The sequence below is a fragment of the Sphingomonas faeni genome, from assembly GCF_003053745.1.
In the GTDB taxonomy this organism is placed as follows: Bacteria; Pseudomonadota; Alphaproteobacteria; order Sphingomonadales; family Sphingomonadaceae; genus Sphingomonas; species Sphingomonas faeni.
This window is the reverse complement of sequence record NZ_QAYE01000004.1, coordinates 128707-141545: the sequence shown is the minus strand read 5'-3', so window position 1 is coordinate 141545 and position 12839 is coordinate 128707. Positions and strand designations below refer to the sequence as shown.

The following is a 12839-nucleotide window of genomic DNA, read 5'->3' as shown; positions in this document are numbered from 1 at the left end:
ATCCGGCGGGCGGGACAAACTGCGCCTGAGCGCTGATCGCCGCGACGGCTATGGTAATCCCTGCGCTTGTGCGGGCTAATGCTGATGCTTTAGTATTCATCTGCTACTCCCTGATCGGAGCAATTTACGACCGTGGTGGCAAAGAGCCAGCGGAGATGCTGGCAGTCGGCATGATGCAAAAATCACAGGGTATGCATTGACCAAAGAACGACGAGAAACCGTCGGATTCGCCGATGCTAAAGACTAATGCAGCGGGGGTGCCCGTCCACTGGACGGTTTCCTCATGTTTGGACCTCAAAGTGGACGGTCCGCTAACCTTCCCAACCCAGCCGTCATATCACGCCGCGTTGTCGATCCCGAGTTCGCCGAGCTTGCGGTACAGCGTCGAGCGGCCGATGCCGAGGCGGCGGGCGACTTCGGTCATGCGGCCGCGGTAGTGGCCGATCGCGAGGCGGATGACGTCGGCTTCGATCTCCTCGAGCGCGCGGAGGTTGCCGTCGGGGCGGAACAGCGTGACGCCGCCGCCGCCGATCGCCGCCGGCGCGGATGGCCGCTCGCGCGTGCCGAGCGCGGCGATCTCCGGGAAATCCTCTTCGGTCAGCGCGGTGTCCTCGCACAGCACGGCGGCGCGGAAGAGCGCGTTCTGCAACTGGCGGACGTTGCCGGGCCAGTCGTACTGGACCAGCAGCGCGAGCGCGGAATCGGTAATGCCGAGCGGTCGCAACCCCGGCTGTTCGGCGATCCGCGCGAGCAGGTGACGGGCGAGCGCGGGGATGTCGCCGGTGCGTTCGCGCAATGGCGGGATCGTCACCTGGACGGCGTTGAGGCGGTAATACAGGTCTTCGCGGAAGCGCCCCGCCTCGACCTCGTCCAGCAGTTTGGTATTGGTCGCGGCGATCACGCGGACGTCGACTTCGCGCGGGTGACGGGCGCCGATCGCGAGGACTTCGCCGGTTTGCAGGACGTGCAACAGCTTCGCCTGCGCTTCGAGCGGCATCTCGCCGACCTCGTCTAGGAACAGCGTGCCGCCGTCGGCGTCGTGAAACCGGCCGATCTTGCGCTCGAACGCGCCGGTGAACGCGCCCTTCTCGTGCCCGAACACTTCCGATTCGATCAGGTTCGCGGGGATCGCACCGCAATTGACGCTGATCATCGGCTTCTTCGCGCGCGGGGAGGCGGCATGGATCGCCTCGGCGATGACGTCCTTGCCGACGCCGATCTCGCCTTCGAGCAGGATAGCGACGCGGGCGCGGGCGGCTTTCGCGGCGATCGCAAGGGCAGCGCGGAAATCGGGGGAGGAGCCGACGATCTCGTCGAAGGCGAGCAGCGCGGGGATCTTCTCGGTCAGCGGGCGGAGCTCGCCGGACGATTTGCCGACCACCGCCGCGTCCAGCGCGGCGAGCAGGCGATCGGGGGCAAGCGGTTTGACCAGGAAATCGGTGGCGCCGGCGCGCATCGCGCTGACCGCGTGCGCGACCGATCCGTTCGCCGTGATGACCAGGATCGGCAGCGCCGGACGCCGCTCGCGCAGGGTCGCGATCAGGGTGGTCGCATCCTCGTCGGGCGCCCAGTGATCGATCACGATCGCGTCGAGCTGCATGCCGTCCTGCGTGCCGAGCGTGGCGATCGCGGTCTCGTCGTCCGCCGCGAAGACCGCGCGCCAGCCGCCGCGCGCCGCGAGGGCAGCCACCAGCCGCCGCTGCGTGGGCTCGTCGTCGATCAGCAATAATAGGCGCTGGCCATTGCGCGTCATGGCGAATCCTGTCCCGTTCCGGCACGTGCAATAGCTAGCGCAAGTAAAGAGCGACTTAAATGTCCTGCTTGGCGATCCAGGATACGCGCGATAAGGTCTCGGCCATAGAGGATGGCACTGACAGGATTGGGGCACGAACCATGGCCGGCAACGGGGACATGAAGGCGCACGTCGCGACCTATTCGAGCGTGACGGGAATGATGAAATGGGGCGCGGTCGGGTGTGCGCTGGTCGTCGCGCTCGTGATCTGGCTGATCTCGTAACGCCATGAAGATCGCCGTCCTGAAAGAGCAAGCGGACGGCGAGCGGCGGGTTTCCGCGACGCCGGAAACGGTCAAGAAATTCATTGCGCTGGGGGCTGTGCTGGCCGTGGAAGCGGGCGCGGGGGATACCGCCTCGATCGCCGATGCCGCGTATTCGCATGCAGGCGCGTCGGTGGGCGACCGTGCGGCGACGCTGGCGGGGGCGGATATCGTGCTCGGCGTGCAGGGGGCTGATCCTGCTTCGCTGGACGGCGCGACGCCGGGGGCGTGGATCGTCGCCAGCCTCAATCCCTTCGCGGACCGTGCGCGAGTCGAGGCTTATGCCGCGGCGGGCTACGAAGCGCTGGCGATGGAGTTCATGCCGCGCATCACGCGCGCGCAGTCGATGGACATCCTGTCGTCGCAGTCGAACCTGTCGGGGTACAAGGCGGTACTTGACGCCGCCGCCGAATATGGGCGCGCGTTTCCGATGATGATGACCGCGGCGGGGACGATCTCGGCGGCCAAGGCGTTCGTGATGGGCGTCGGCGTGGCCGGGCTGCAGGCGATCGCGACCGCGCGGCGTCTCGGCGCGCAGGTGTCGGCGACCGACGTGCGCGCCGCGACTCGCGAGCAGATCCAGTCGCTCGGCGCAAAGCCGATCTTCGTCGAGAACGTCGCCGGGATCGAAGGCGAGGGGACGGGCGGGTATGCCGGCGAGATGTCACCCGAATACCGGGCGGCGCAGGCCGAACTCGTGTCGGGGCATATCGCCAAGCAGGACATTGTGATTACGACGGCGCTGATCCCGGGACGTGCCGCACCGCGGCTGATCTCGGCGGCGCAGGTTGCGAGCATGAAGCCGGGGTCCGTGATCGTCGATCTTGCGGTCGAGCAGGGCGGCAACGTCGAGGGCTCGGTCGCGGGTGAAGTGGTCGTGATGAACGGCGTGAAGATCGTCGGCCATCGCAACGTGCCGTCTCGTCTTGCAACCGACGCCAGTGCGTTGTTCTCGCGCAACCTGTTCAACTTCCTCAACGCCTTCTGGGACAAGGAGGCTGGACGACCCGTGCTCGACGCCGAGATCGGCGATGCGATCCGGCTGACGCAGGGCGGCAAGATCGTGAACCCAAGGCTGCTGTCTTGATCCGGGGGGCGTGACCCGTGGCGATCGGCTTCTCGATGCGATGCGGGCCAATCCGCGGGACTGGCGGATTGAGGATGTCGTCGCCGCGTGTACTGAGGCGGGGATATCTTGCAGCCCGCCTCGCAACGGCTCACACTACAAGGTGAAGCATGCAAGCCAGATCGAAATCCTGACGATCCCCGCGCACCGGCCGATCAAGCCGGTCTATATTCGCGATCTCGTCAGGTTCATCGATGCGGTGCGGAGAACGGAACGATGAGCCCGCAAGATTATGAGGTCGTGATTCGGCCGCTGTCGCCTTCAGATGGTGGGGGATATCTTGCGGTTGTCCCGGCACTCCCTGGGTGCAAATCCGACGGCGACACGCCGCAGGATGCGCTTGCCAATGCTTATGATGCGATCGCCTGCTGGATCGAAGCTGCCGAACACATGGGACGCACCATCCCCGCCGCTGCGCGCGCGGCAGCCTGAGAGAATCGGAGACCGAACAATGGACTTTATCGCAATCCTGTCGATCTTCGTGCTGGCGTGTTTCGTCGGGTATTTTGTCGTCTGGGCGGTCACGCCCGCGCTGCACACGCCGTTAATGGCGGTGACCAATGCGATCTCCTCGGTGATCATCGTTGGCGCGCTGATTGCTGCGGCTGCGGCAGGCATCGGCGCCGGATCGGGCGTGGCAAAGGCGCTCGGGTTGCTGGCGGTGGTGCTGGCGAGCATTAACATCTTCGGCGGCTTCGCGGTCACCGCGCGGATGCTGGCGATGTACAAGAAAAAGGAACGGCCGGTCGCGCCTGCTGCGAGCAAGTGAGCGATACGGACGTGATGGGGACGCGCGATGCATGAACTGACGGTCAGCCCTTGGGCATCGCTCGCCTATCTGGTCGCGGGGGTGTGCTTCATCCTCGCGCTGCGTGGGCTGTCGAGCCCGGCGTCAAGCCAGCGCGGCAATCGGTTCGGCATCATCGGCATGACGATCGCGGTCGTGACCACGCTGGTGACACATGTGCCGTTGCGTTCGGAAGCATGGCCTCCTGGCAATCCGCACGATTGGATGATCGACTGGACCACCGTCGTCGAAATCCTTGCCGCGATCGGCGTCGGTGCTGCAATCGGTCTCGTGACAGCACGCCGGATCGCGATGACCGCGATGCCGCAGCTCGTTGCCGCGTTCCACAGCCTCGTCGGCCTCGCCGCGGTGTTGGTCGGCGTCGCCGCGTACCTCAACCCGCAGGCGTTCGGCATTTCCGACCTCGTCATCCCGCTGATCGGCCAACCCTTCGCGGTCATCCACCCCGTCAGCCGAATCGAACTCGGCCTCGGCGTGGCGATCGGTGCGATCACCTTCTCGGGCTCGGTCATCGCGTTCCTGAAGCTCAACGGTAACATGGGCGGCAAGCCGATCATGCTGCCTGGGCGCCACGTCATCAACCTTGCGCTGCTCGCCGCCATCCTAGGGCTGATCGCGTATTTCGTCACCGACCAGTCGGCGTGGATCTTCTGGACCGTCGTGATCCTGAGCTTCGTCATCGGCTTCCTGCTGATCATCCCGATCGGCGGCGCGGACATGCCGGTGGTGGTCAGCATGCTCAATTCCTACTCGGGCTGGGCGGCCGCCGCGATGGGCTTCACGCTGCACAACAGCGCGATGATCATCACCGGCGCGCTGGTCGGCAGCTCGGGCGCGATCCTCAGCTATATCATGTGCCGCGCGATGAACCGCAGCTTCATCAGCGTCATCGCCGGCGGCTTCGGCCAGTCCTCGGACGCGGGCGGTCCCGCGGCGGTCAGCGATCGACCGTGGAAGCGCGGCTCGGCGGAGGACGCCGCGTTCCTGATGAGCCAGGCCGAGCAAGTCATCATCGTTCCCGGCTACGGCATGGCGGTCGCGCAGGCGCAGCACGTCCTTCGCGAAATGGGCGACAAGCTGAAGGCGGAGGGGGTGCGCGTGAAATACGCGATCCACCCTGTCGCGGGACGCATGCCGGGGCACATGAACGTGCTGCTGGCAGAGGCGAACGTGCCGTATGATGATGTGTTCGAGCTGGAGGACATCAACAGCGAGTTCGCGCAGACGGACGTCGCGTTCGTGATCGGCGCGAACGACGTGACCAATCCCGCCGCGAAGACCGACAAGACGTCGCCGATCTACGGCATGCCCGTGCTCGACGTCAAGAAGGCCAAGACCGTGCTGTTCATCAAGCGATCGATGGGCGGCGTCGGCTATGCTGGTGTCGATAACGAGCTGTTCTACCGCGACAATACGATGATGCTGCTGGCCGACGCGAAGAAAATGGTCGAGGATATCGTCAAGGCGCTCGACTGAGTTGTTCGCGTGGGGTTCCCAACTGCAACGGAACTCGATCCAGTTCGGGTGTAACTCCTCGCATAACGCAGGTTAGTCTCCGCAATACAGCGGAGACCTTGATGACCCGACCGGACGGCCTGCCCGACGCGGCGAATTACGACACGGGGATCGACGCGGTCCTCATCGGCGGGCCCGGCGCGCCGGACCGGCTGACCGTTGCCCTCGCCGCGCTGAACGGTCGGATCGTTGCCCGACTCGATTGGCCGGCAGGCTTTGGTGATCATGCGACGCCGCAGGTGATCGTCGTCGAGACGGCCGGCGTCGACCCCGCGATACTAGCCGAACGCCTGCCAGGAATCGTCCATCAGGCGGCCTCGATGCAGGCGGGACTGGTGGTCGCCCTGGGCGTCGACGAGATCGACGTCGTCGCGGCGGCGACGCTGGGTGGCGGCACACGGTTGCTGGTCGATCCCACCGTCGGCGATTGCGTGGCTGCGATCGTGGTCGCTGCCGAGGCGGCGCGTATCCCGGCGGGTGTGTTCGATTTCCACCGCGAGACCGACGGCACCCGGCTCGAGCGACTGAACACGGAGGTCGCGCGGATCGCCGAGGCGCTCGCCAAACTGACGCGAGCCGAGATCGAGGGCGACGCACCCGCCGCGCCGATCGTCGGCGACCGCACCAATCGCTATGGCGCGCCGCCCGCCTTGGTCGAGCCGAGCGCGGCTGACGTCCGTCGGGCGATCCGCGCGCGCCGATTGCGCGACCAGTTCTTCGGCGCGACATTGTTCGAGGATCCCGGCTGGGACATGCTGCTCGATCTCTACGCCGCCGAGTTGGAGCGGGGCCGCGTCTCGGTGTCGAGCCTGTGCATCGCCGCCGCGGTCGCACCGACGACTGCGCTGCGCTGGATCGCGCGCATGACCGACACCGGATTGTTCGAACGCCGCCCCGACCTGCTCGACCGACGCCGCGCCTTCATGGTGCTCTCCGATCGCGCGAGCGAGGCGATGCGCGGGTATATCGTGGCCACCAGGGGCGCCGACCTCCGCATTCCGTGATTTTAGCTTGCCCCGGCCGCCCGGCTTTGGCATCGGACGTCCTCCCGAGAGGGGCGATTAGCTCAGTTGGTAGAGCGTCTCGTTTACACCGAGAATGTCGGCGGTTCGAGCCCGTCATCGCCACCACCCTCTATAGCTCGCGCACCAGCCGCATCGCGACTGCGATCCAGGCGGGGTCGGCGATGGTCAGCGACTGCGTGCCGGTACCCGGCGGCAGGACGGTAACACCGCCGTTGCATCCGGTGAGTCGTCCGAACGCGAACCTTCCCGCCGCTTGCGGGACGAGGACGTCGCGGTTGAGCGCGGTTGCGAAATCTCGGGGGGCAAGGGTCGCTGCCCAGATAACGTCGCCTGCCCGGTAGTCCCCGGTGCCATTCGCGACGGTTATGGCGATCTGGCCGGGTGCGACTTGAGGTGGGGGTGCGGTGGTGGTTCGCCGCGGGGCGTGGGCTCCGCGGGCGTCGAGTATTGCGGCGACGGGCAGGTCCACGCGGTCCGGCAAGGTCACGAGCGCAGCGGCCTCGACGCCCAGTGCCGCGGCGATCCGGTTGAGCCAGCCGATCGACACGGTGCGCGTGCCCGTCTCCAGCCGACCGATCGTCTGTGCGGTGGTGGGTGGGTCGCAACGCCTGGCGACGTCCTCCAGCGTCAGCCCCTTGGCACGCCGGACTTCGCGAATGGCGGTGATCATCGAACAGCTCCAAACCAGATAGGTTATTCTTCTGTCCTACAACCGTGCGGATATGGCAACCGGCAAGCGCAACGGGAGATGGCGGATGCGTGAACTGGTAGAGCGGACGGTCGATTCGGAGGGTGTTCCACAACCGGCCGGCGTGCGTCGCGGTCGTACCGTGACCGTGAACCTTGCCGAGTCGCCGCTCGGCTGGTTGCGGTCGCGCGCGTTGATCGACGTGGCGCAGTTCCAGGCCGGGGAGCGGTTGCTTGCGGATTACGAACGCGCGTCGATCGCGCCGAGCGTGACGATGCGCTGGGTCGAGCGGGTCGATGGGGGAGGTGGTGACGGGCTCGATCCGACGTCGGCGCAGATTGCGGCGAAGCGTCGGTTCGACGCGGCACTGGCGGCGGCGGGGCCCGGGCTGGCGGATATTCTGTGGCGCGTGGTTTGTGCGGGGGAGGGGCTGCCGGTGGCCGAGAAGGCGTTGCAATGGCCGGCGCGGGCGGGGCGGGTCGTGCTGACGCTCGCGCTCGATCGGTTGGCCGCGCATTACGGGATCGGTTAGGCGCTCGCATTGGTGCGCGGGCGTGACTAAGTGGCGGGCATGCGTTTCGACCTCATCAAATGCCACGGCTCCGGTAACGACTTTCCGCTGATCGACGCACGCGCGTCGGCGCTTGGCGATGCGGCTTGGGCGGCCGTTGCGCGGGCGCTGGCGGATCGTGACGGGCTGGTTGGTGGCGATGGGCTCCTGCTGCTGACTGGCGGCGACGCGACCCACGCGTTCGGCATGCGGATGTTCAATTCGGATGGCAGCGAGTCGGAGACGTGTCTGAACGGCCTGCGCTGCGTTGCGCGCGCGGGGTTCGCGGCCACGGGTGCCAAGACTGCTATGGCGCTGCTGAAGATGAGCGACGCGGCCGTCGAGCGCGATGCCGATATTGCCGAGGGCGTGTTCACCGTGCGCGAGATCGCTGGCCCTGCGTCTCTGGATGTCGAGGCGTGGCCGATGGCGGTCGGGACCGATCGCATCGTCGATATGCCGATCGCGCAACTGCCGACGGACCTTACCTTCACTGCGGTCGCAATGCCCAACCCACATCTCGTAACGTTCGTTGATGCCATCGACGAAGCCGAACTCATCCGCGTCGGCGAGGCGTGCGAGGCAGCACCCGACTGGCTACCCAACCGCGCGAACGTCAGTTTTGTAGAGGTGCGTGGCCGCGACCTTTTCGTGCGGACGTTCGAGCGCGGCGTCGGGCTGACCGACAGTTGCGGTAGTGCGATGGCGGCGTCGACCTATGCCGCGTGCCTGACCGGGCGGATCGCGTACGATACGCCGACCACCGTCTTCAACAAGGGCGGGCTGGTCCGCGCGGAGGCGAGCGAGGCGGCGATGGTGACGCTGTCGGGCAATGCGACGTTCGAGTGGACGGGCACGATCGACGTCGATCTCGACACGGCGACCGCGAGCGACCTCGTCGTCACGCGGCGGCATGACGATGAGATCGCGGCGTGGGCGGGGCTGCTCGCGACGATCTGAGCGCCGGCTGCGTCCTTCTTGCGGCGCGCGCGTATCTCCCCGCAGTGGCGCCGCACACCGGCTCCGCACGCAGGAGAGAAGCCATGAACCACTTCATTCGTACCGCGATCGTCGCGGCCGCCGTTGCCGTCAGCGGCGGCGCCATCGTCGCAGCGCAGACCAACCCGATGGTCGGCGGCGCCGCGATGTACCCGACCAAGACGATCGTCGAGAACGCCGTCAATTCGAAGGATCACACGACGCTGGTCGCCGCGGTCAAGGCCGCCGGCCTGGTCGAGACGCTGTCGGGCCCGGGTCCGTTCACCGTGTTCGCGCCGACCAACGCCGCATTCAAGAAGCTGCCGGCCGGCACCGTCGACACGCTGCTCAAGCCCGAGAACAAGGCGCAGCTTGCCAGTGTCCTGACCTATCACGTCGTGCCCGGCACGATCACCGCCGCCGACATCGCCGCCAAGGCGAAGGCGAACGGCGGCACCGCGACCTACACGACCGTGCAGGGCGAGCCGCTGATGTTCAAGAAGGCCGGCACCGGCTGGGGCATCATGGACGGCAAGGGCCACAAGGGCCGGATCACGATCGCCAACGTCATGCAGTCGAACGGCGTGATCCACGTCGTCGACACGGTGATGCTGCCGTAATCGGCGATTTTGCGAGATAGCTTCCTCGTTTTCCCCCCCGCGAGGTAGTTTGCGTCGGGCCCGTTGCCGAAAGGCGGCGGGCCCGATTGCGTTTGGGCGCCTTGTAGTCTCGGCCCGTCATCTCGACCCACGTCATCCTGACGAAAGTCAGGACCCAGGGTAACAAGCGCTGCCCCTCGTGGCTTTCGGTCCTGACTTTCGTCAGGATGACGGATGGGCGGGATTCAGCCGATCAGCAGGCCCGCGAGCGCCGCCGACATCAGGTTCGCCAGACTCCCCGCCGCCAGCGCACGCAGCCCAAGCTTGGCGATCATCGGCCGCTGGTTCGGCGCGAGGCTGCCGGTCACCGCCATTTGGATCGCGATCGACGAGAAGTTCGCGAACCCGCACAGCGAGAAGGTGATGACCGCGATCGTCCGTGCGCTCAGCCCCTGCTGCGTGCCGAGCGAGATGTAGGCGACGAATTCGTTCAGCACGATCTTCTGTCCGAACAGCCCGCCGGCGATCCCCGCCTCGCTCCACGGCACGTTCAACAGGAACATGATCGGCGCGAAGACATAGCCGAGCAGCCCCTGGAAGCTCAGCCCCGGCAGCCCGATCATGTTGCCGAGCCCACCAAGCAGGCCGTTCGCGAGCGCCACGAGTGCGACGAACGCCAGCACCATCGCGCCGACCGCGACGGCCAGGCGCACGCCGGTCTGCGCGCCTTGGGCTGCGGCCATGATGAGGTTTGCAGGCTTTTCCTCGTCATGCGTAGCTTGCGGCATCGGTTCGCCCGCCGACGATTCGCCGGGCAGGTCGCCGAGCGCGAGTTCGCCTTCTGGCGGCGTGACGCGGTCGGGCATGATGATCTTCGCCATTAGGATGCCGCCCGGCGCGGCCATGAAGCTGGCGGCCAGCAGGTAATCGATGCGGATCCCCATCGACGCATACGCCGCGAGGATTGTGCCGGCGACGCCCGCCATGCCGCTGGTCATTACGGTGAAGAGCTGCGCCGGGGTCAGCCCCGCGAGATACGGCCGGATGACGAGCGGCGATTCGCTCTGGCCGACGAAGATGTTCGCGGCGGCGCACAGCGATTCGACCTTCGAGACGCCGATGACCTTCTCGATTCCGCCTCCGACCCAGCGCACCACGAACTGCATGATGCCGAGATAATAGAGGATCGAGACGAGGCTGGCGAAGAAGATGATCACCGGCAGCGCGGCGATCGCGAAGCTCTGCCCGCCGATCTCGGGGGTCGCCATCTTGCCGAACAGGAACTCGGTGCCTTTCTGCGAATAGCCGAGAAGGTTGGCGACGCCGCCCGACATCTCGCCGAGCACGACCTTGCCGAAGCTCGAATACAGCACGAGCACGGCGATCCCGGCCTGCAATGCGAACGCGGCGCCGACGATGCGCAGGCGGATCGCACGGCGGTCGCTCGACAACAGCACGGCAATGCCCAGGATGACGGCGATGCCCGCCAAACCGATGAAGAGTCTTTCCATGGACGCCCTGCGTTTTCTTGCGATGACACGCGCCGCCCCCCGGCTGCGCAAGCGACCGACATGACACGCGAGCGCCGCGCTCGCCAGTTATTTGAAGCGCGCTAGTCATTTGACGGCGCGCGCGTTTTCGCTAGCGTCCCCGGCGATGGATAAGTTGCCCCCCGCGTTCCCGCGTTCGCTCTTCGTTTTTTCGGTCTTGTACGGCGGCATGGTCTGCATCGCCGGCGTGTTGGGAGTGAAGCAGGTCGCGCTCGGACCGCTTGCGGTCGAGGCGGGGATCTTCGGCTTCCTGCTGCTCGTGGTGCTGAGCAGCGCGATCGCCGAGCTGCACGGCCAGAAGACCGCGACGTTCCTGGTGCGCCTTGGCTTCATCCCGCTGCTCGTGTCGGCGGCGCTGATCCACCTGGTGCTGGCGCTGCCGCACGATCCGGGAATGTACCCGCCCGCGGTCGATGCCTTCCCGATCGTCGTCGGCCAGAGCTCGCGGATGATGATCGCGGGGCTGATCTCGTACGGGATCTCGCAGACGCTCAACGTGCTGATCTTCTCGAAGCTGTCGGGTCAGGTCGGCGGCGGCGACGGCAAGCTGGTGTGGCTGCGCGGGATGATCGCGAGCATCATCTCGCAGATCATCGACACCATTTTGTTCATCACCATCTCGTTTCTGGGCGAACGGCCGATCGTCGCGCTGATGGAGGGGCAGATGCTGACCAAGGTCGTGCTGTCGATCGTGCTGGTGCCGTTCATGATCACGTTCTTCGTGAAGCTGGGACGGCGGTTGGACCGGGCATAATGTTAGATTTTTCCGTTCGTGCCGAGTAGAGACCGAGCCTGTCGAGGGCTCGTATCGAGGTACAGGTCTCTCGATACGCCATCTCGACAAGTGCTCGATGGCTACTCGAGACGAACGGAAGTTTAGTTGACCGATCACACGCCCGATCCCGCCCTGCTCGCCAAGGCGGAAACGCTCACCGAGGCGCTGCCGTATCTGCAACGCTACGCCGGCAAGACGTTCGTCGTGAAATACGGCGGCCACGCGATGGGCGATCCAGAGCTGCAGCGCGATTTCGCCGAGGACATGGTCCTATTGAAGGCGGTTGGCATCAACCCGGTGGTCGTCCACGGCGGCGGCCCGCAGATCGGCGCGATGCTCAAGCGATTGGGTGTCGAATCGCGCTTCGTCGACGGCCTGCGCGTCACCGATGCGGAAACCGCGCAGATCGCCGAGATGGTCCTGGCCGGCTCGATCAACAAGGAAATCGTCGGCTGGATCGGCCAGGCGGGCGGCCGCGCGGTCGGCATCTCGGGCAAGGACGCAGGCCTCGTCCTCGCGCAGAAAGTCGGCCACGGTCGCGAGCCGGACAAGCTCCAGGGGATCGAGCGGCACGTCGATCTCGGCTTCGTCGGCGAACCGATCGCGGTCGACCGGACGATCCTCGACACGCTGATCGCCGCCGACATCATCCCGGTGATCGCGCCGATCGGCATCGGCGCCGACGGCCACACCTACAACATCAACGCCGACACGATGGCGGGCGCGATCGCCGCCGCGATGGGCGCGGCGCGGTTCTTCCTGCTGACCGATATCGTCGGTGTGCTCGACAAGCAGGGCGAACTGCTGACCGACCTCGACCCAGCGCGGATCGCCGAACTGCGTGCCGACGGGACGGTGACCGGCGGCATGATCCCGAAGCTCGACACCTGCGTCGCGGCGGTCGAATCGGGGGTCGATGCCGCGGTGATCATCGACGGTCGCGTGCCGCACGCGATGCTGCTGGAGATCTTCACCAAGCAGGGGGCGGGCACGCTGGTGAGCGCCAACGGGCGCTCGCGGTAAAGGGGGTAGCCTTGGCCAACCCAACGATCCTCCCCCGCAAGGGGGAGGTGGCTGGCACTTGCCAGACGGAGGGGGAGGCACGCGCTAACCTCCGTTCCGTATCCTCCCCCTCCGTCGCCTCCGGCCCCACCTCCCCCTGGCGGGGGA

The 12839-nt window shown here is 66.4% G+C and carries 15 protein-coding genes and 1 tRNA gene; 13 read left to right on the top strand and 3 right to left on the bottom strand.

Going from position 1 to position 12839, the window contains the following annotated elements; genetic code table 11:
• Positions 1-337: 337 nt before the first annotated feature.
• On the bottom strand, positions 338-1753 hold the full coding sequence (locus tag C8J25_RS09000; protein ID WP_107954130.1) for a sigma-54-dependent transcriptional regulator: 1416 nt from the start codon (positions 1751-1753) through the stop codon (positions 338-340).
• Between the two features lie 140 nt (positions 1754-1893).
• Between C8J25_RS09000 and C8J25_RS08995 the strand changes: the two genes are divergently transcribed.
• The 8 genes from C8J25_RS08995 (at position 1894) to C8J25_RS08960 (ending at position 6634) form a co-directional block, all read left to right on the top strand.
• Complete coding sequence (locus C8J25_RS08995) at positions 1894-2016, top strand: aa3-type cytochrome c oxidase subunit IV (RefSeq protein WP_082441508.1); 123 nt, start codon at positions 1894-1896, stop codon at positions 2014-2016.
• A gap of 4 nt (positions 2017-2020) precedes the next feature.
• Positions 2021-3142 carry an NAD(P) transhydrogenase subunit alpha gene (locus tag C8J25_RS08990; RefSeq protein ID WP_107954129.1) on the top strand — a complete coding sequence of 374 codons (1122 nt, stop codon included), beginning with the start codon at positions 2021-2023 and terminating at the stop codon, positions 3140-3142.
• A gap of 10 nt (positions 3143-3152) precedes the next feature.
• A complete protein-coding gene (locus C8J25_RS08985) occupies positions 3153-3401 on the top strand; it encodes a hypothetical protein (protein ID WP_107954128.1) in 249 nt (82 codons plus the stop codon).
• Positions 3398-3613, top strand: coding sequence for a type II toxin-antitoxin system HicB family antitoxin (locus C8J25_RS08980; RefSeq protein WP_107954127.1), 216 nt, complete (start codon positions 3398-3400; stop codon positions 3611-3613). Before C8J25_RS08985 ends, C8J25_RS08980 begins: the two co-directional genes overlap by 4 nt.
• Positions 3614-3632: 19 nt before the next feature.
• A complete protein-coding gene (locus tag C8J25_RS08975; RefSeq protein WP_056064542.1) occupies positions 3633-3950 on the top strand; it encodes an NAD(P) transhydrogenase subunit alpha part 2 in 318 nt (105 codons plus the stop codon).
• A gap of 27 nt (positions 3951-3977) precedes the next feature.
• Positions 3978-5465 carry an NAD(P)(+) transhydrogenase (Re/Si-specific) subunit beta gene (locus tag C8J25_RS08970; protein ID WP_107954126.1) on the top strand — a complete coding sequence of 496 codons (1488 nt, stop codon included), beginning with the start codon at positions 3978-3980 and terminating at the stop codon, positions 5463-5465.
• A gap of 101 nt (positions 5466-5566) precedes the next feature.
• Positions 5567-6508 (top strand): hypothetical protein, encoded by a 942-nt coding sequence (locus C8J25_RS08965; protein WP_107954125.1) that lies wholly within the window; start codon positions 5567-5569, stop codon positions 6506-6508.
• 51 nt (positions 6509-6559) lie between these two features.
• Positions 6560-6634: transfer RNA gene (locus C8J25_RS08960), tRNA-Val, on the top strand.
• Between the two features lie 4 nt (positions 6635-6638).
• Here C8J25_RS08960 and C8J25_RS08955 read toward each other — a convergent pair.
• A complete protein-coding gene (locus C8J25_RS08955; protein WP_107954124.1) occupies positions 6639-7199 on the bottom strand; it encodes a helix-turn-helix domain-containing protein in 561 nt (186 codons plus the stop codon).
• A gap of 85 nt (positions 7200-7284) precedes the next feature.
• Here C8J25_RS08955 and C8J25_RS08950 point away from each other — a divergent pair, with 85 nt between their 5' ends.
• The 3 genes from C8J25_RS08950 (at position 7285) to C8J25_RS08940 (ending at position 9365) form a co-directional block, all read left to right on the top strand.
• Positions 7285-7749, top strand: a complete 465-nt coding sequence (locus tag C8J25_RS08950; protein ID WP_107954303.1) for a DUF6456 domain-containing protein — start codon at positions 7285-7287, stop codon at positions 7747-7749.
• Positions 7750-7788: 39 nt separating this feature from the next.
• Positions 7789-8727, top strand: coding sequence for a diaminopimelate epimerase (dapF, locus tag C8J25_RS08945; protein ID WP_107954123.1), 939 nt, complete (start codon positions 7789-7791; stop codon positions 8725-8727).
• An 83-nt stretch (positions 8728-8810) separates the two neighbouring features.
• Positions 8811-9365 (top strand): fasciclin domain-containing protein, encoded by a 555-nt coding sequence (locus tag C8J25_RS08940; protein ID WP_107954302.1) that lies wholly within the window; start codon positions 8811-8813, stop codon positions 9363-9365.
• A 224-nt stretch (positions 9366-9589) separates the two neighbouring features.
• Here C8J25_RS08940 and C8J25_RS08935 read toward each other — a convergent pair whose 3' ends face one another.
• The gene (locus C8J25_RS08935; RefSeq protein ID WP_107954122.1) at positions 9590-10855 is read right to left on the bottom strand and encodes a NupC/NupG family nucleoside CNT transporter; all 1266 of its coding nucleotides are present in this window, start codon (positions 10853-10855) and stop codon (positions 9590-9592) included.
• Positions 10856-11000: 145 nt separating this feature from the next.
• On the opposite strand from C8J25_RS08935, the gene C8J25_RS08930 reads away from it, so the two are divergent.
• Positions 11001-11648: a queuosine precursor transporter gene (locus tag C8J25_RS08930; RefSeq protein WP_107954121.1), complete on the top strand. Its 648-nt coding sequence runs from the start codon at positions 11001-11003 to the stop codon at positions 11646-11648.
• A gap of 126 nt (positions 11649-11774) precedes the next feature.
• The gene (argB, locus tag C8J25_RS08925; protein WP_060526005.1) at positions 11775-12692 is read left to right on the top strand and encodes an acetylglutamate kinase; all 918 of its coding nucleotides are present in this window, start codon (positions 11775-11777) and stop codon (positions 12690-12692) included.
• Positions 12693-12839 lie beyond the last annotated feature (147 nt).